This window comes from Allokutzneria sp. NRRL B-24872 (assembly GCF_002155965.1).
In the GTDB taxonomy this organism is placed as follows: domain Bacteria; phylum Actinomycetota; class Actinomycetes; order Mycobacteriales; family Pseudonocardiaceae; genus Allokutzneria.
The window spans coordinates 125,361-140,679 of record NZ_MUMH01000059.1; the positions used below are offsets into that span (position 1 = coordinate 125,361).

General features: G+C 70.7%; 16 protein-coding genes. 10 read left to right on the plus strand and 6 right to left on the minus strand.

Annotated elements, in window-relative coordinates:
* Positions 1 to 65 precede the first annotated feature (65 nt).
* Complete coding sequence (locus CCN37_RS16225) at positions 66 to 647, plus strand: dihydrofolate reductase family protein (protein ID WP_086821604.1); 582 nt, start codon at positions 66 to 68, stop codon at positions 645 to 647.
* A 1-nt stretch (position 648) separates the two neighbouring features.
* The gene (locus CCN37_RS16230; RefSeq protein WP_086821605.1) at positions 649 to 1,230 is read left to right on the plus strand and encodes a WD40 repeat domain-containing protein; all 582 of its coding nucleotides are present in this window, start codon (positions 649 to 651) and stop codon (positions 1,228 to 1,230) included.
* On the opposite strand, the gene CCN37_RS16235 is transcribed toward CCN37_RS16230, so the two are convergent.
* Genes CCN37_RS16235 through CCN37_RS16245 form a run of 3 tightly spaced genes read right to left on the minus strand, consistent with a single transcriptional unit; the run spans position 1,219 to position 5,314 of the window.
* Positions 1,219 to 1,788: a DUF664 domain-containing protein gene (locus tag CCN37_RS16235; protein ID WP_086821606.1), complete on the minus strand. Its 570-nt coding sequence runs from the start codon at positions 1,786 to 1,788 to the stop codon at positions 1,219 to 1,221. The two genes, CCN37_RS16230 and CCN37_RS16235, sit on opposite strands and share 12 nt — an antisense overlap.
* The gene (locus CCN37_RS16240) at positions 1,785 to 3,566 is read right to left on the minus strand and encodes an ABC transporter ATP-binding protein (protein WP_086821607.1); all 1,782 of its coding nucleotides are present in this window, start codon (positions 3,564 to 3,566) and stop codon (positions 1,785 to 1,787) included. The genes CCN37_RS16235 and CCN37_RS16240 overlap by 4 nt, the downstream gene beginning before the upstream one ends.
* Positions 3,563 to 5,314: an ABC transporter ATP-binding protein gene (locus tag CCN37_RS16245; RefSeq protein ID WP_246843084.1), complete on the minus strand. Its 1,752-nt coding sequence runs from the start codon at positions 5,312 to 5,314 to the stop codon at positions 3,563 to 3,565. Before CCN37_RS16245 ends, CCN37_RS16240 begins: the two co-directional genes overlap by 4 nt.
* Positions 5,315 to 5,398: 84 nt before the next feature.
* On the opposite strand from CCN37_RS16245, the gene CCN37_RS16250 reads away from it, so the two are divergent.
* Complete coding sequence (locus CCN37_RS16250) at positions 5,399 to 5,995, plus strand: MerR family transcriptional regulator (protein ID WP_086821609.1); 597 nt, start codon at positions 5,399 to 5,401, stop codon at positions 5,993 to 5,995.
* Here the strand turns inward: CCN37_RS16250 and CCN37_RS16255 are convergent.
* A complete protein-coding gene (locus tag CCN37_RS16255; protein WP_086821610.1) occupies positions 5,992 to 6,882 on the minus strand; it encodes an NAD(P)-dependent oxidoreductase in 891 nt (296 codons plus the stop codon). The two genes, CCN37_RS16250 and CCN37_RS16255, sit on opposite strands and share 4 nt — an antisense overlap.
* A gap of 149 nt (positions 6,883 to 7,031) precedes the next feature.
* Between CCN37_RS16255 and CCN37_RS16260 the strand changes: the two genes are divergently transcribed.
* From CCN37_RS16260 to CCN37_RS16285, 6 genes are all read left to right on the plus strand, one after another.
* Positions 7,032 to 7,313 carry a helix-turn-helix domain-containing protein gene (locus CCN37_RS16260; RefSeq protein ID WP_086821663.1) on the plus strand — a complete coding sequence of 94 codons (282 nt, stop codon included), beginning with the start codon at positions 7,032 to 7,034 and terminating at the stop codon, positions 7,311 to 7,313.
* Positions 7,314 to 7,355: 42 nt separating this feature from the next.
* Complete coding sequence (locus CCN37_RS16265) at positions 7,356 to 7,691, plus strand: hypothetical protein (protein ID WP_086821611.1); 336 nt, start codon at positions 7,356 to 7,358, stop codon at positions 7,689 to 7,691.
* A complete protein-coding gene (locus tag CCN37_RS16270) occupies positions 7,688 to 8,080 on the plus strand; it encodes a DddA-like double-stranded DNA deaminase toxin (protein ID WP_086821612.1) in 393 nt (130 codons plus the stop codon). Before CCN37_RS16265 ends, CCN37_RS16270 begins: the two co-directional genes overlap by 4 nt.
* Positions 8,068 to 8,493 (plus strand): Imm1 family immunity protein, encoded by a 426-nt coding sequence (locus CCN37_RS16275; RefSeq protein ID WP_086821613.1) that lies wholly within the window; start codon positions 8,068 to 8,070, stop codon positions 8,491 to 8,493. The genes CCN37_RS16270 and CCN37_RS16275 overlap by 13 nt, the downstream gene beginning before the upstream one ends.
* A gap of 72 nt (positions 8,494 to 8,565) precedes the next feature.
* The gene (locus tag CCN37_RS16280) at positions 8,566 to 9,948 is read left to right on the plus strand and encodes a S28 family serine protease (RefSeq protein ID WP_086821614.1); all 1,383 of its coding nucleotides are present in this window, start codon (positions 8,566 to 8,568) and stop codon (positions 9,946 to 9,948) included.
* A gap of 289 nt (positions 9,949 to 10,237) precedes the next feature.
* Positions 10,238 to 10,591 carry a hypothetical protein gene (locus CCN37_RS16285; protein WP_086821615.1) on the plus strand — a complete coding sequence of 118 codons (354 nt, stop codon included), beginning with the start codon at positions 10,238 to 10,240 and terminating at the stop codon, positions 10,589 to 10,591.
* A gap of 10 nt (positions 10,592 to 10,601) precedes the next feature.
* Here the strand turns inward: CCN37_RS16285 and CCN37_RS16290 are convergent, their stop codons facing one another.
* The gene (locus CCN37_RS16290) at positions 10,602 to 11,447 is read right to left on the minus strand and encodes an alpha/beta fold hydrolase (protein WP_086821616.1); all 846 of its coding nucleotides are present in this window, start codon (positions 11,445 to 11,447) and stop codon (positions 10,602 to 10,604) included.
* A gap of 64 nt (positions 11,448 to 11,511) precedes the next feature.
* Between CCN37_RS16290 and CCN37_RS16295 the strand changes: the two genes are divergently transcribed.
* Positions 11,512 to 12,108 carry a TetR/AcrR family transcriptional regulator gene (locus tag CCN37_RS16295; protein WP_210408056.1) on the plus strand — a complete coding sequence of 199 codons (597 nt, stop codon included), beginning with the start codon at positions 11,512 to 11,514 and terminating at the stop codon, positions 12,106 to 12,108.
* Here the strand turns inward: CCN37_RS16295 and CCN37_RS16300 are convergent.
* On the minus strand, positions 12,095 to 15,244 hold the full coding sequence (locus CCN37_RS16300) for a BTAD domain-containing putative transcriptional regulator (RefSeq protein ID WP_086821618.1): 3,150 nt from the start codon (positions 15,242 to 15,244) through the stop codon (positions 12,095 to 12,097). The two genes, CCN37_RS16295 and CCN37_RS16300, sit on opposite strands and share 14 nt — an antisense overlap.
* Positions 15,245 to 15,319 lie beyond the last annotated feature (75 nt).

Consider the following 15,319-nt stretch of genomic DNA (forward strand, 5'->3'; position numbering starts at 1 on the left):
TTTCTTACAAGAACGGCAGCTCGCGGCAGGCTAATTTGAGGCTCCCCCAAGCAAAGGAGAGCCCGGTGGGCAAGGTGGTCATGTACAGCTCGGTGTCGGTGGACGGCTTCATCGCGGACGAGAAGGACCAGCCGGGGGCGCTGTTCACCTGGTTGACCAACGGTGACGTGCCCTTGGACGACAGCGGGCACCTGCTGGTCTCGCAGGCCTCCTACGACCACACGCGCTCGTACTGGGACTCGATCGGCGTGACCATCGCGGGCCGCCACGTCTTCGACATGACCGACGGCTGGGACGGAGTGCCACCCGGTGGCGTCGACCACGTGGTCGTCGTGACGCACCGACCGGCACCCGAGGGATGGGACCCCGCGGCTCCGTTCCACTTCGTCGACGGCGTGGAAGCCGCCGTGGCCAAGGCGAAGGAGCTGGCGGGCGACCGCATCGTGGAGGTGGCCGCTGGCGACGTGGGCGGCCAGGCGCTCGCCGCCGGACTCGTCGACGAGGTGCGCATGGACGTCGTGCCCGTGGTGTTCGGCTCCGGCAAGCGCTTCTTCGGCGCGGTGGACGCACAACACCTGCTGGACGGCCCCGACGAGATCGTCAAGGGCGACGGCGTGCTCCACCTCCGCTACCGAGTGCGGCGGTGACGTGATCGACGTTCTGCAGATCGCCACGGGCAAGCCCGTCGTCGGCGTGGTGTTCAGCCCTGACGGCCGATTCCTGGCCGCCGTCGCCGGTCGGCGCCTGCACCTGTGGGACGCGATCGGCCGCCGTCCGCTGGTGCCCGAGCGCCGTCCAGCGAGCGCCCGGAAACGCCGTCGAACCCCGCAACCGCCGCACGTCGCTTGGGTGAACTGCGCCGCGTTCAGCCCGGACAGCGCGCTCGTGGCCGTTGGCGGCAGCTACGAGTTCTACGACCACGAACGCGGCATCCTGCACGACGGCGCCCCCGTCAACGCCGTCAGCCTGATCGACGTGCGCAGCGGCTCTCCGGACGGCCTGCCCTTCATCGCCGGCCACGGTGAGGAGATCACGAGCGTCGCCTTCAGCGTCGACGGGACACAGCTCTGCGCCACCGACGAGGACGGCATCACGCGGTTGTGGGACATCGCGACCCGCCAGCTCGTCGACGCCCCTCCTCCGCCCCTGCTCGCCAGCACGACGCGAAGCCCGGACGGACGCGTGCAAGCCGAAGCACGCGATGACGGCACCGTCCGGCTACGAGGCTGAACGAGCACGCCACCCGGGCGGCGGGTCTTCGCCGACGCGCCCGTCCACGGCCTCGCGGAGCAGGTCGGCGTGACCGGTGTGCCTGCCGTACTCCTCCACCAGGTCGAAGACGAGGCGGCGCAGGCTGGCCCGGTGACCGTCCGGCGTCGAGAGGTGGATGAGCTGGTCCAGCCCGCCGTCGGCCAACGCGGCGGTCAGCCGCTCCCGCGACCGCTCGACCGCGCCGTCCCACAGCACGTAGAGCGCGGCGGGCTCGTCTTCCGCCGCTGACGTGAACTCCCAGTCGGGCTCGGCGGCCCAGTCGACCGCGTTCCACGGCGCGCCGAGCCGCGTCCCGGAGAGCTTGGTGATGAACGCCTGCTCCTCCACGAACGCGAGGTGCTTGAGTAGGCCGCCGAGGCTGAGCTGGCTGGCGCCCACGCGCACCCGCAGGCCCGCCGCGTCGAGGTCGTCGGCCTTCCAGCGGAACGTCGCGCGCAGGCGTTCCAGCGCGCCGACCACGTGCTCGGCCTCGGTGCCCGCCAGCGGCGGCTCCCACGGGGTGTCGTCGTCGGTCATGGCGCCACGGTAGGTCCCATCGCGGACGATCCGCTTCCCGAACCGGTGGCGATGCGCCAGTGCCGCGACCGCTCGTACTGCTGGCTGAGCCGCGCGAAGGCGCCGCCGGTGCGCAGCAGCTCCTCGGGCGTGCCGATCTCGGTCACGCGGCCATCGTCGAGCGACACCACGCGATCGGCGGCGGCGAGGGTCGCCGGGCGGTGCGCGATCACGATCACCGTGCGGCCGGGGTCGGCGCCGAGGTTGGCGATGGCCTGGGTGATCGCGGCCTCGTTCTCCGGGTCGAGCGCGGAGCTGGCCTCGTCGACGAGCACCACCCGAGCCCGCTTCAGCATCGCCCGCGCGATCGCGACGCGTTGGCGTTCACCGCCCGACAGCTGCGCTCCGGCCTCGCCGACCCGGGTGTTCCAGCCGTCGGGCAAGCGCTCGATCACCTCGTCCAGCCGGGCCGCGCGGGCCGCGTCCGCCAGCTCGCCGGGCGTGGCGTTCGGGCGCGCGAGGCGCAGGTTCTCCTCAATGGTGTCGTCGAAGAGGTAGACGTCCTGGAAGACGATCGCGATCTCGTCGAGCAGCACGCCCTGGTCGAGGTCGCGGACGTCGACACCGCCGACGCGCACCCGCCCGGGGTCCACGTCGAAGAACCGCGCGATCAGCCGGGTCACCGTGGTCTTCCCGGAGCCCGAAGGCCCGACCAGCGCTGTCGTCGTGCCGGGTGGGAAGCGCAGCGAGACCTCGCGCAGCGCGGGAGCTTCGCCGCGCGGGTAGGTGAAGGTGACGCCGTCCAGCTCGACGTCCGCGGTCTCGATCCGGCGCACGGGGTCGGCCGGGACCGGGAGCGCCGGAGCGGCCAGCATCTCCTCGATGCGCGCGATCTTGTTCGTCAGCGCCCGCAGCGCGCCGATGAGGTCGATGAGGTTGCCCAGCGGTTCGAGGAAGCGCGCGGCCAGCACGAGCAGCGCGATCGCCTCAGCCACTCCAACGCCTTGGTGCAGAACGAGTTCAGCGGCCAGCGACAGCACGGCGACGAACCCGCCCATGATCACCGCGGTGTAGCCGAAGAACGGGCGCCGAGCGCGGTGCATGCCATCCCGGTAGGTCTCGCGGTGATCGACGAGCGCGGCGCGCATGCGCGGTGTGCCGTCGACGTGACCGGCCGCGCGCAGCACGGGCTGCGCCTGGCCGAGTTCGATCGCCCGGCCCGCGACCTCGGCCGAAGCGCGCTCCAGCTCGATCTCGGCGATCTCCGCGATCCGCGCCGCCCGGCGCAGCGCCCAGTTGGCCACCACCGCGATCACGCACAGCAGCGCCGCCATCCGCCAATCGACCACGAAGGTCACGGCCACGATCGTCGCGGGCAGCAACGTCGAGGTGATCGCGGGTCCGGCGACCGTGACCGCCAGGTGCGCCGCGTCGCCGACGTCGACGGTCACCCCGCGCGCGAGCCGTGTCTTGTGCTCGGCGGTGAACCACCCCAGCGGCAACGTGCTCACGTGGCGCATCAGTCGCCGTCGCAGCTGAGCCGCGAGCGTGCCCGCTGCCTTGAAGCCAACGGGTGTGGCGACGACGCTCAGCACCGAGTAGACGATCACCCCGATCGTGCCGAGCACCAACCACGGCGTCGCTGACGCGATGTCGGGCTCCGGGCGCACGACGGCGTCCAGGATCGGGACGAGCAGGCCCAACAGCAGTCCTTGGAGCACCGCCTGCGCCGCAGTGAGCGACCACAGTCGGGCGAGCAGGCGCGGCTGCGGCCACAGTCGGTAGAGACGGCGGATCACGCGAGAACTCCTTCTCTGGCAGCCCACATCCGGGCGTACAGCCCGTTTTGGGACAGCAGGTCGTCGTGGCGGCCGCGCTCGGCGACGCGCCCTCCGTCGAGCACGAGGATCTGGTCGGCCTCGGCGATCGTGTGCAGCCGGTGGGCGATCACGATCACCGTCTTGCCGACCGCGAGCGCGGCGAGTGCGTCCTGCACAGCGGCTTCGCTGTCCGGGTCGAGCGCAGCCGTCGCCTCGTCCAGCACGACGATCGGCGCTCCGGACAGGATCGCCCGCGCGATCGTCAGCCGTTGGCGCTCACCGCCGGAGAGGCTGCCGCCGCCGGCGTCGAGCAGCGTGTCGTAGCCCTGCGGCAGCCGCTCGATCACATCGTGCACGTGCGCAGCGGTCGCGGCGGCGCGGACTTCGGCGTCGGTAGCACCTGGCCTGCCGACGCGGATGTTCTCCGCGACGCTGTCCCGCAGCAGCGCGACGTCCTGGAACACCAACGACATCGACGCCAGCAGCTCGGTCGAGGGGATGTCGCGCACGTCGACGCCGCCGATCCGGATCGCTCCGTCCGTGACGTCGTAGAAGCGCGGCAGCAGGCTTGCGAGCGTCGTCTTGCCCGCGCCCGAAGGGCCGACGATCGCGGTCACCCGGCCCGGCTGGCACACCGCGCTCACGTCCTCGACAACGGTCGTCACGCCGTCGTAGGAGAACGAGACTCGGTCGAACTCAACGCTGTGACCGCTTGGTGTACAAGGGTTTTCTGGCTCAGGCAGTGGCGCTTGGGACAGCAGGCGCTCGATGTTGGCCGCGCCCATGCGGCCCTTCCGGACGCCTTGCGCTGCGGTCACGGCCGGCAGGATCGAGTTCGGTAGCCCGATCGCCACGACCAGGAACGCCACGAGGTCGGCGACCGCGAGCGAACCGTTGCCCACGAAGGTCAGACCCACGGCGGTCACGGCCGCGAGCACCGCCATCTCCGAGCCCAACAACCGCGAAGTCGCCGAGCTGTAACGCACTTCCGCCACCCACGCCGCGAACGCCTGGGTGTGCTCGTCGACTGCGGCGTCGAACCGGCGCAGGACCCGGCCTCCGGTGCCGAAGGTCTTGACGACCTGGATGCCGTCCGCGTACTCGACGCTGGCCGCGCTGATCCGCGCATCGGCCGTGATCATCCGGTTCATGTGCGTGGTCATCGACCGCATCGAGATCCGGTAGAACAACGCCATCAGCCCCAGGACTCCCAGTGCTACCAACGCCATCCGGACGTCGACCAGCAGCAGGTAGCCCGCGCCGACGACCGTCACCGTGACGGCTCCGGTCAGCTGGCCGAGCGCGTGCGCGATGACCTCGTGCATCTCCTCCAGGTCGCCGGTCATCGCGCGCTTGACCCGGCCGGAGCCCGCCGCGCGGAACCAGCCCAGCGGCAGCGCGCCCAGGTGCCGCACGATCCGCGTGCGCAGCTCGTGCAGGATCGCCGCGTCCGCGAAGTGCCCGACGCGCGAGGACTGCACGAACAGCAGCAACCACGTGCTCGCCCCGGCGGCTCCGATGCCGACCCAGGTCCAGATCGTCGCGGGCTCCGGCGCGGGGTTCTCCAGCATCACCCGGGCGATCTCGGCGACGGCGATGTACGGCACGATCCCCGCCGCCGCGCTCAGGGTCGACAGCACCGCGCAGACCACCAGGTGGGTCCGGACGGGGGCCAGCAGCCGCGCCAACGCCCCCGCCTTCGCGAGCTCGTCTCTTGTGGTGCTCACTCTCTTCAAGCCTCCAGCGTGGATAGGTATGCCTAACCTCACTAGATCTTGCGTGTTCAAGTCGACTTGATGTCAACTGACGGCATGAACGACGTGCGCGGCGTCTCCATCGGCCGGGCGGCGGCCCTCTACGGGCTGGCGCCGTCGACGCTGCGGTGGTGGGAGTCCCAGGGCGTGCTCCCCGAACCACCGCGTGTCAACGGCCGCCGCGTCTACACCGAGACCGAGCTCCGACGGGTCGGCCTGGCCTACCTGTGCTGCGTCATCGGTGACATGCCGCTCGGCCAGGCATCGGTCGCCACCACCGGAAGCAGGACTTCGCGCTGGCAGAGCACCGTGCTCGGGCACGCGGAGCGCATCGAGGAGATGATCAAGCAGCTCCAGAGCGCCCGCGCGTACCTCCTGCACCTGGCGCGGTGCCCGGACGACGACGTCGTCGCGAACTGCCCCGTGCTCGACGCCGAGCTCGTCGAGCACACCCCGCGCGGTCGCTTCCCCGGCTCCGACCTCGTCACTGCGGCCCAGTCGCTCCCGATGCGTGATGAAACGCGTCCCGCTCGTGACGAAACTTTGAGGTGCGCCGTGTGCTCAGGCCCAATCACCCAATCCCCACGAGGTCGTCGCCGCACCTACTGCTCGCGTGCCTGCCAACAGCGCCACTACCGGGTTCGCGGTGGCTAGCGACCTCCTGTCAGCAGCAGGTCGACGACACCGGTCGTGCCCTCGTCGCCGCGCCCGTCGTCCACCAGCTGGCGCATCAGCCGCATGAACGGCAGCAGCAACTCCGGGCTGACGCCCTGTTCCTCGGCGGTCGCGAGCAACGTCGCGTTGCCCTCCACCATCATCGCCAGGTTGGACGTCACGCCCTTCGTGAAGTCGCCGCTGGCCAGGTGTTCCGCGATGCCGCGCGCATAGCCGGACATCGCCGTCAGCCACCCGGCCAACAGCTCAGCCAGCTCGCGAGGAGCGATGTTCTCCTTGCGCGTCAACGCGAACGCGTGCGTCACGCCGGCGAACATGCCCGTCATCGCGCTCAGCAGAGCCACGTCGTGCAGCGCCGCGAAGCCCGGGTCCTCGCCGACGTAGGTCGTGCCCGCGGCAACCGCGAGCGTGTCGCGGTGCGCCTCGAACGCGGCGGCCGAGCCGCTGTAGAACACGTAGGCGCCCGAGCCCGGAACGCCGATCATCGGTGGCACGGCCATGATCCCGCCGTCGACGAAGCGCGCTCCGCGAGCGGTGGCCCAGTCCGCCAGCGCCCGGCCTGCACCGGGGGTGCCCGTCGTGAGGTTGACCAGGTCCTTGCCTCTGAGGTCCACGCCGTCCAGCGTCGCGCGAACCGAGGCGTCGTCGAGCAGGCACACCACCACGAGGTCGTTGGCGGCAACGGCTTCCGCGGCGTTCGCCGCCGCCGTCGCTCCGCGCGCGGTCAGCGGCTCGGCACGGGCGGGCGTGCGGTTCCACACGGTGAGGTCGAGGCCCGAGTCGAGCCAGGCGGTGGCGAGCGCGGTGCCCATCGCGCCCAGCCCGAGCAGCGTGAGCCCGGGCGGTGGAACGGCGTTGTCGGTCATGGTGGCTAGGCTCGGCGAGGAGGCTCGCGCCAGACAAGTACGCACTTCGGAGTGCGCGCTTTCGTCCAGGTGAGCGTGCAGGTCACGCGGATGCGGAGGTGGTCGTGGTGCCGAGGCCGGGGGCGCACGAGTGCGGCACGGAGGCGACGATGGACCTCATCGGCGGGAAGTGGAAGGTCTCGCTGCTGTGGGTGCTCGCCCAGCGCTGCGCCCGCTTCGGTGAGCTGCGCCGGGCGTTGCCGGGCATCACGGAGAAGGTCCTCGCCGCGCACCTGCGCGAGATGGAGCACGACGGCCTCGTCCACCGCGAGGCCCACGACGAGGTGCCGCCGCGCGTCGAGTACTCCCTGACCCCGCTGGGGTGTTCGCTCAACGAGGCACTGGAACCCCTGGGCAGGTGGGGACGCCAACACCTGCTCCCAACGGGATGAGCGCGTGCCGTGCCATCATCGCGAAGGAGGGAGGGTCGGAGGATGGGGTCGCTGCGCGAGGTAGCTCACGCGGTTCTGGCCGCACTGGCGTTGTTACCCGTTCAGAAGTTGTGCGTTGCGGAGGAGGCCCTGGACTCAGCGGCAGCTCTGTGGCTGGAGAACACTGACGGCAGCACCGATCCGGCCGCGGACGACGTGCACGCTCTGCTCCACGTGGCCTTGGACGACCTGCACAACGCCCGGCACCTCGCTGAGACCACGATTCCTGAGGCAGTCGGCGAGTTTCTCTCGCGGCTCGGCACCACGACGACGATCCCTCCCCGTCACGTCAGGACACACCCGAGCCCGCCTCGGCACGTGACCGCGAGCGGTGCGTGAACCGGACCCGTGAGCAACTACCGCCCACCGTGGCACCGAAGTCGGGTGCGAAAACGCACGGGCGCTGGACTGTCGACGGCGAGGTCGCCAACGTGATCGTCTCCGGTCGAGACAGCGACGCCGACTTGGCCGACCAATTGCTGGCCGAGCGCGGACTACCCGGTCGAGCCTCGCGGTCCGCCGATGTCGAGATGAAGCTCGCGGCACGCATGGCCACCGGTGGTCCCCGCCACGTCACGGTGCTGATCAACAACCGGCCGTGCCGCGGCCCGTTCGGCTGTGACACCCTGGTGCCCGTCCTGCTCCCGGCAGGCTCAACGCTGACGGTTCTGGGCAACGACGGTTACCGCAAGACCTTCGAAGGGGGCGCAACGCCGTGGTGGAGCTGAACGCCTATTACGACTTCGAGCACGGCGACAACCCCGAGCGGATCACCAGCGCGGAGCAGCTGGACGCGGTGCTCAGCGCGGTCCTTGCCACCCGCCCTGCGGAAATCGTGCAGCTGCTCGCCGCTGACAACCCGGGGGCGGGACTGCTCGATGTCGGGCTCGACCACCGCCGAGGTGTCGGGGTCCTCTACTACTCCGGTCCCTCGCACCGGACCGGCTGTTTCAGCCACGCCTCGACCGCCACCGTCGCGGCCGATGATCCGGTTCTCTACTACTTCATGAACGCGGACACCGAATACCCGCCCAGCGCGGAAATCCCGGCCGAGTTGGCTATCAGTGCCGCGCAGGAGTACATGCGCACCGGACAGCGGCCCACCTCCGTGGACTGGCAGCCCGCGCGGCCGGACAGCTGAGGCTGAAACCCCGCGACAAGCACGGCGGCGCCCGCCACTCTCTTGATCCTCACCGATCAAGGGGGAACTGGGTTGTTCACGAAGTTACGCAGGCTCGTGGCCGCGAGCACCGTCATCGCGGTCGCGGCGGCGGGCACGGCGGGTGCCGCTCCGCAGGAAGACATCCTCGACCAGCTCAAACGGATCCCTGGGCTGACCGTGCTGTCCGAGGGGCCGCCGCCGACCCCGGACACCCGGTACTTCGTGCTCGGCTACACGCAGCCGGTCGACCACCGGCAGCCTGGCGGCGCGACCTTCCAGCAGCGCCTCCAGCTGGTGCACAAGTCGGCGGCGCGGCCGACAGTGCTGCACACGACCGGCTACAACCTCTACCCGACCTCGTTCCGCACCGAGCCCACGCAGCTCATCGACGGCAACCAGATCTCCACCGAGCACCGGTTCTTCCCGCCGTCGCAACCACAACCGGCGAACTGGGACCACCTCAACATCTGGCAGGCGGCGACCGACCACCACCGCCTGGTGGCCGCGTTCAAGCCCCTCTACCCGAAGAAGTGGCTGTCCTCCGGTGCCAGCAAGGGTGGCATGACCTCGGTCTACCACAGCCGGTTCTACCCGCGTGACGTCGACGGCGTCGTCGCGTACGTGGCGCCGAGCGACCACGTCAACGACGAGGACAGCGCCTACGACCGGTTCTTCGCCACCGTGGGCGACGCCGCGTGCCGCACCGCCCTGGCCGACCTCCAGGTCGAGGCGTTCAAGCGGCGCCCGGAACTGCTCGCGATGCTGACCGAGCACTCGGCCAAGAACGGCTGGACATACGACAAGATCGTCGGCAACCTGGACAAGGCGTTCGAGAAGTCCGTGATGGTGCTCAGCTGGGCGTTCTGGCAGTACTCCGGCCAGCAGCACTGCGACAAGGTGCCCACGACCAAGGCGAGCAGCGCGCAGATCTACGACTACGTGCAGGCCAACGTCGACTTCGGCTCCTTCGCCGACCAGAACCTGATCCAGATGGTGCCGTACTACTTCCAGGCCATGAGCGAGCTCGGCTGGCCGCGGCAGAAGCAGCCGCACATCAGCGGCTACCTGAAGTACCCGGACTCCTCGACCATCCACTCCAACGTCCCGAAGGACCTGCACCGGCCGCACCGCCCCATGGCGATGCTCGACGTGCACAACTGGGTTCGCACGCAGGCGCAGCGAATCCTGTTCGTCAACGGGCAGAACGACCCCTGGGGTGCCGAGCGGTTCACGCCGAGCGCGCACGACTCCCACAGCTTCACCGCGCCCGGCACCAACCACGGCGCGAAGATCGCCGCGCTCTCCGGAGCCGACCGCATCGCCGCGACCGACATCGTGCGCCGCTGGGCGGGCTCCGACGTCCGGCTCAACGGCACCGAGCCCGTGGTCGACCCGAGTCAGCTCGACGTCGTCCGCACGCCCTTCCCCTTCTGAGCCAAGGGAACCAGGCCCCCTCGCTCGCCTCATCGCGCGGCGAGGTGGTCTAGACCCCTCCCGTTTCGTACTCCTAGCGGTAGAAAGAGCGCTCCCAATACCGTTAGGAGTACGAAACGGGTTCTTGGTGCCCGGGCCGCAGGGCCGGGATTCACGTTTCTCCTGTGACTGAAACCGCTGTCGGAGCCGATCAGGGTTCCTTATGTTCCCACGTCGGCAAGCAGCACCGCGTTCAACCAGCAGAAGTCGAAGGAGATTCCACATGCGTGCTCGAGGTGTTCTCGCGGTCATGGCGACCGGCCTGGCCGTGGCCGGAGGACTGGCAGCACCGATCGCGGCACAGGCGGCACCAGCGGGGTGCGAACCCTACGTCGCCCTCTACGTCGATGCCAACCTGCAGCCGTGGCCTGTTCAGGGCGATGGATTCTGCAACAAGAGCTACTTCGACTTGGCGTCTTCGGCACACGACAAGGTGTCCAGCTGGAGTTTCACGGGCAATCCGGGCACGACCGCTTGCCTGATCGATTACTCCATCGGTCGCGCGATCGAGATCGACCGCATGACGATCCCGAGTTCGCGCTTCGCCAGCAAGAACGTGCCGTCGGCGGGCAACGACCGGGCTGACGCCGTGCGGTTGTGCTGATTCACGGAAGCTAACGCCGCACTTCGGTGAAGTCGGCGATCTGGGCGGCCAGGACGTCAGGGGCGTCCTGCTGCACCAGCGTCCTCGCGCCGGGGACTTCGACGAACTCGGCGTCACGGAAAGCGGACTGGAGGCGGCGGCCGAGCGCGGGTGTGAACGCGCGGTCGGCCGTCCCCCACACGATGCGAACGGGGCCCTCGAAGGACTTCAGGCGAGTTGACACGTCGAGCAACTCCTGCGGATCGATGGCGCGGAGGAAGCGGACGGCGTCGTCGCGAACTCCCGGAGAGGTGAGCGCGGGCTCGATCCACGACCGCGTGAGCGAGGCGTCCAGTGCGCGCCCGAGCAGCCCGAAGCCCAGTGGCGAGCGGCGGACCATGAGGCTGCGCAACGGGAACAGGCCCGCCTTCATCCGGCGCGGGCCCTTGATCAACCGGAAGATCACGTTGAACGGGAACGGCGGGAAGTTCTCGAACGCGTCGCAGTTCAGCAGCACCACGCGCCCGACGCGGCTGGTGTCGGTGTCGAGGACGAACTGGACGAGCGCACCCCCGGTGTCGTTGCCGACGAGCACGACTTCGCGCAGGTCGAGCGCCTCCAGGAAGGTCAGGATGTGGCGGGCGACGCCGCGCGGTGACAGGTCGGCGCCGGGGTTCATCGGCGTGCGGTGCGAGCCCAGCGGCCAGTCCGGCGCGTAAGAGCGGACGCCGCGCGCGGCGAGCAGGTCGGCGACGCGTGTCCAGACCGCGCCGTTGGTGAGGAACGGGTGCACGAACACCACGGGTGGCGCTTCGGAGCGCTCCGGCCCGGCGTCGCGGTACGCGAGGGCACCACTGGGAAGATTGATCGTCGGCATGCGACTCCTTCACCGATGAAGTTACATACAGACTGCACGCAACTTACGGACGGAGTGTATGAAAGTGCCACGGCGGACACAAGCGGACCGCACGGCCGCCACCCGCGCCGCCCTGGTCGCGGCGGGCCGCAAGCTCTTCGCCGAGCACGGGTTCGCGGGCGTCGGCACCGAGACCCTGGTCCGCGAGGCCGGGGTCAGCAGGGGCGCGCTCTACCACCAGTTCGGCGACAAGACCGAGCTGTTCGCCGAGGTCCTGGCCGACGTCGAGGGCACGGTGACGCAGAGCCTGGCCGCCGCCGTCCCCCTCGACGGCGACCTCGTCGCCGTCATGACCAGCGCGCTGGAAGCGTGGCTGGACGCCTGCGAGAACCCGGAGATCCAGCGGATCGTGCTGATCGACGGCCCTTCGGTGCTCGGCTGGGCGCGGTGGCGCGCGATCTGCCAGCCGCACGTGCTCGGCCTCATCCAGGCCGCTCTCGCGCAGGCCGCCGCGGACGGCGAGATGCCGCCGCTGCCGGTGAAGCCGCTCGGGCACGTCCTGCTCGCCGTCGCCGACGAGGCCGCGCTGTACCTCAACGACGCCGACGACCGGGCGAGCGCGCGCGAAGAGATCATGCAGATCGTCAGCGCCCTGCTGCGCGCGCTCGTCACTCCACAGTAGACAGAATCTCGCCGAGCGGGATTTCCTTGCCCCGCAAGAACTCCTCCGCAAAGGACGGCAGCGCTTGGTCGCCGGAGCGGGCGATGCGGTCGACGTCGTCACGCTCAGCGGGCGGCAGCGGGAAACCGGCGGACTCGCGGATCACCTCCGCTGCTCCGAGCAGTCGCGCGGCGGCGACGGCGTCGCCCGCGAGCAGGCGCGCTCCGGCGAAACCCTCCAGCGACAGCGCCACCGCGCGCGGGTCCTCCGCCTGCTGAGCGGCCGCCATTCCCTTGCGGTGCCAGGAAACGGCGGCCTCGACGTCACCTCGTTGCTCAGCGACGAAACCGAGCTGCGCCAGGACGAACGCCATGCCGGTGGCGTAGCCGATGCTGCGCTCCCAGTCCAATGTGGACAGAAGGTGCGCCTCGGCGGTGTCGAGCAGCCCGAGGCGGCGTGCGGCCAGGGCGATGCCGCCCCGGGCGAAGCCGATCTGCGGCGCGATGGAGTGCTCCGTCGCCACCTGGAGGGCGCGTTGGCCGAACTCCACCGCCGCCGGGTAATCGCCTTGCAGCACCGCCACTCTGGCCCGACGGCCGAGCAGCTGAGCGACCGCGGGCCACAGCTGTAGTTCCTCGGCAGCGCCCAAGGCCTCCTCGCACAGCCGGGCCGAGCGCTCGTGGTCGCCCGCGATGTCGGCGACCGCGGTCAGCACCTCGGCGGCCTGCACCCGGCCCCAGCCGTCACCGAGTTCGGTGAACAGCGCCGCCGCCTGCGCGGCCTCAGCCTCGGCGGCCGCCGGATCTCCCCTGATCAGCGAGTTTTCCGAGCTGAACATCAGTACGGCGGCCAGGTGCCACCGATCGCCGAGCCGCTCGAACTCCGCCCGCGCCTGGTCGAGCAGTTCGCGCGCGGCGACCGGCGCGCGACTGCGCCCGGCGAAGCCCAGCCAGGACCGCGTCCAGGCGAGCACGTCCGGCGCGCCCAGCTCGGCGCAGCGCCGCAGCAGCTCCTCGCCCTGGCCGAGCGGATCGGGCTCGCAGCCGAGCAGGAAGCCGAAGCCGAGTCGCCACGCGCTCGCCTGCGCACCGGCGACGGGACCGGCCTGCTCCACGACCACGCTGAGCAGGCGGTGACCCACCTGGAGCGTGCCCCGCAGGTACCAGTACCAGGCCATCCCGGTGACCAGGTCCAGGCCGAGCGCGGTCTCGCCGAGGTTGACGGCGCTGCGCACGGCGGCGTGCACGTTCACCGCTTCCTCGTCCAGCAGGCGCAGGTGTTCCCGCTGGCCAGGACCTCGGAGGTGAGCGTTCGCGGTGAGCACCAGTTCGCGGAAGCACCGCGCGTGCCGGAGCTGCGTCGCTGCGGTCTCCCCCGCCTCCTCCAGCCGCTCGGCGCCGTAGGCCCTGATGCTCTCCAGCAGCCGGTAGCGCGTCCGCTCCCCCTCGGTCGTGACCGTGACCAGCGACCGATCCACCAGGTGCGCCAACACGTCCATCACCTCGCAGCCGTCCACCGCAGCACCGGCGCACACCGCTTCGGCCGCGCTCAGGCTGAGGCTGCCGGGCTGTGCGGCGAGCCTGCGCAGCACAGCCTGCTCGGCCGGGGAGAGCAGGTCCCAGCTCCAGTCGATCATCGACCGCAGGGTCCGCTGCCGTGCTGGCGCGGTGCGCGGACCCGTTGTGAGCACCCGGAAACGGTCGTCCAGCCGCACGGCGAGGTCGTGCACGCCGAGCGCGCGCACGCGACTGGCCGCCAGCTCGATCGCCAGTGGCAGCCCGTCGAGCGCGCGGCAGATGCTCGCGATCACCTTGACGTTGTCCGGTCGCAAGGCGAATCCGGGGCTCGCGGCGCTCGCGCGCCGCACGAACAGCTCCACCGAGCCGAGCCGCCCAGCGCTCTCCGGGTCGATGTCGTCAGGCTCGGGCAGCTCCAACGGCGGTACCGCGACGAGCTGTTCTCCAGTGGCACCAAGGGGTTCACGACTCGTCGCGAGCACGCGCAGCTCGGGCGCGGCGGCGAGCAGGGAATCCGCCAAGCGCGCCGCCGCGTCGATGACGTGCTCGCAGTTGTCCAGCACCAACAACACCCGCTGCGCGCGCAACGCCATGGCGAGGCCGGCCTGGCCCGTGTCGTCGCGCGCTCCGACCGCGGCGGCGATCTTCTCCGCGACGACGTTCGCGTCAGCACTCCGTATCACGTCGGCGAGTTCGACCAGCCACACGCCGTCAAGGCCGTCGTCGAGAACGGTCCTGGCCGTCTCCACCGCGAGCCGGGTCTTGCCGACGCCGCCGGGTCCGACGAGCGTGACCAGGCGCGCGCCCGCGAGCGCCGCGCGAGCTTCGGTGAGGGCGCCAGCTCGGCCGACCAGCTCGCTGACGGGTGCGGGGAGGTTGGTCGCGCTCACCCGCTGCGCGGCGTCCAGGGTCGGGTCCTGCGTCAGGATCTCCTGTCGCAGCCGCACGATCGCCGGGCCTGGGTCGAGGCCGAGTTCGTCAGCCAGCTCCGTGCGCAGCCGGTCGTAGCTGTCCAGCGCCTCGGTCTGTCGCCCGGCGCGGTAGAGCGCGCGCATCTGGGCCGCGCGCAGCCGTTCGCGCAGCGGGTGCTGGTCCACGAGCGCCCGCAGCTCGTCGATGAGCGAGGCGTGCTCGCCGACCGCCAAGCGCGCTTCGGCGTGGTCCTCGATCGCGGTCAACCGCAGCTCGCGCAGTCGTTCGGCCTCGGCGCGCGCGAAGTCGTCCTCGGCGAACTCCGCGAAGGGCTCGCCGCGCCACAGCGACAACGCTTCGCCGAGCAGTGCCGCCGTTTCCGCAGGCTGTGACGCCGCGCGCGCGGCACGCACGAGTGCGCCGAAACGCCCGGCGTCCACGGCTTCCTCCGCGACGCGCAGCGTGTAGCCAGCGGGCTGCGAGACCAGCAGGTCGCGATCGTCGGCCAGCGCGCGGCGGAGCTGGGAGACCTTCACGTGCAGCGCGCCGGACGCGTCCTTGGGCGCTGTCTCGCCCCACAGGTCCTCGATGAGCCGGTCCGCCGTCACCGGTTCGCCCGCGTGCACCAGCAGATCGGCCAGCAGAGCGCGGACCTTCGCGCCGGGCACCCGCACGGGCTCGCCCAGCTCGGTCCACACGGCCAGCGGGCCCAGCACCCCGAAACGCATCGGCCGAGCATAGGCGGCTGGTCAGGGGGCGATCAGCCGACGGGAAGAAGTCCGTAAGCACCCGCGCGCAGTGTC

Coding starts and splice junctions, on each gene's coding strand:
- CCN37_RS16235 (WP_086821606.1), bottom strand. CDS start 1,788: ATGACCGACGACGACACCCCGTGGGAGCCGCCGCTGGCGGGCACCGAG.
- CCN37_RS16250 (WP_086821609.1), top strand. CDS start 5,399: ATGAACGACGTGCGCGGCGTCTCCATCGGCCGGGCGGCGGCCCTCTAC.
- CCN37_RS16255 (WP_086821610.1), bottom strand. CDS start 6,882: ATGACCGACAACGCCGTTCCACCGCCCGGGCTCACGCTGCTCGGGCTG.
- CCN37_RS16260 (WP_086821663.1), top strand. CDS start 7,032: ATGGACCTCATCGGCGGGAAGTGGAAGGTCTCGCTGCTGTGGGTGCTC.
- CCN37_RS16265 (WP_086821611.1), top strand. CDS start 7,356: ATGGGGTCGCTGCGCGAGGTAGCTCACGCGGTTCTGGCCGCACTGGCG.
- CCN37_RS16285 (WP_086821615.1), top strand. CDS start 10,238: ATGGCGACCGGCCTGGCCGTGGCCGGAGGACTGGCAGCACCGATCGCG.
- CCN37_RS16290 (WP_086821616.1), bottom strand. CDS start 11,447: ATGCCGACGATCAATCTTCCCAGTGGTGCCCTCGCGTACCGCGACGCC.
- CCN37_RS16300 (WP_086821618.1), bottom strand. CDS start 15,244: ATGCGTTTCGGGGTGCTGGGCCCGCTGGCCGTGTGGACCGAGCTGGGC.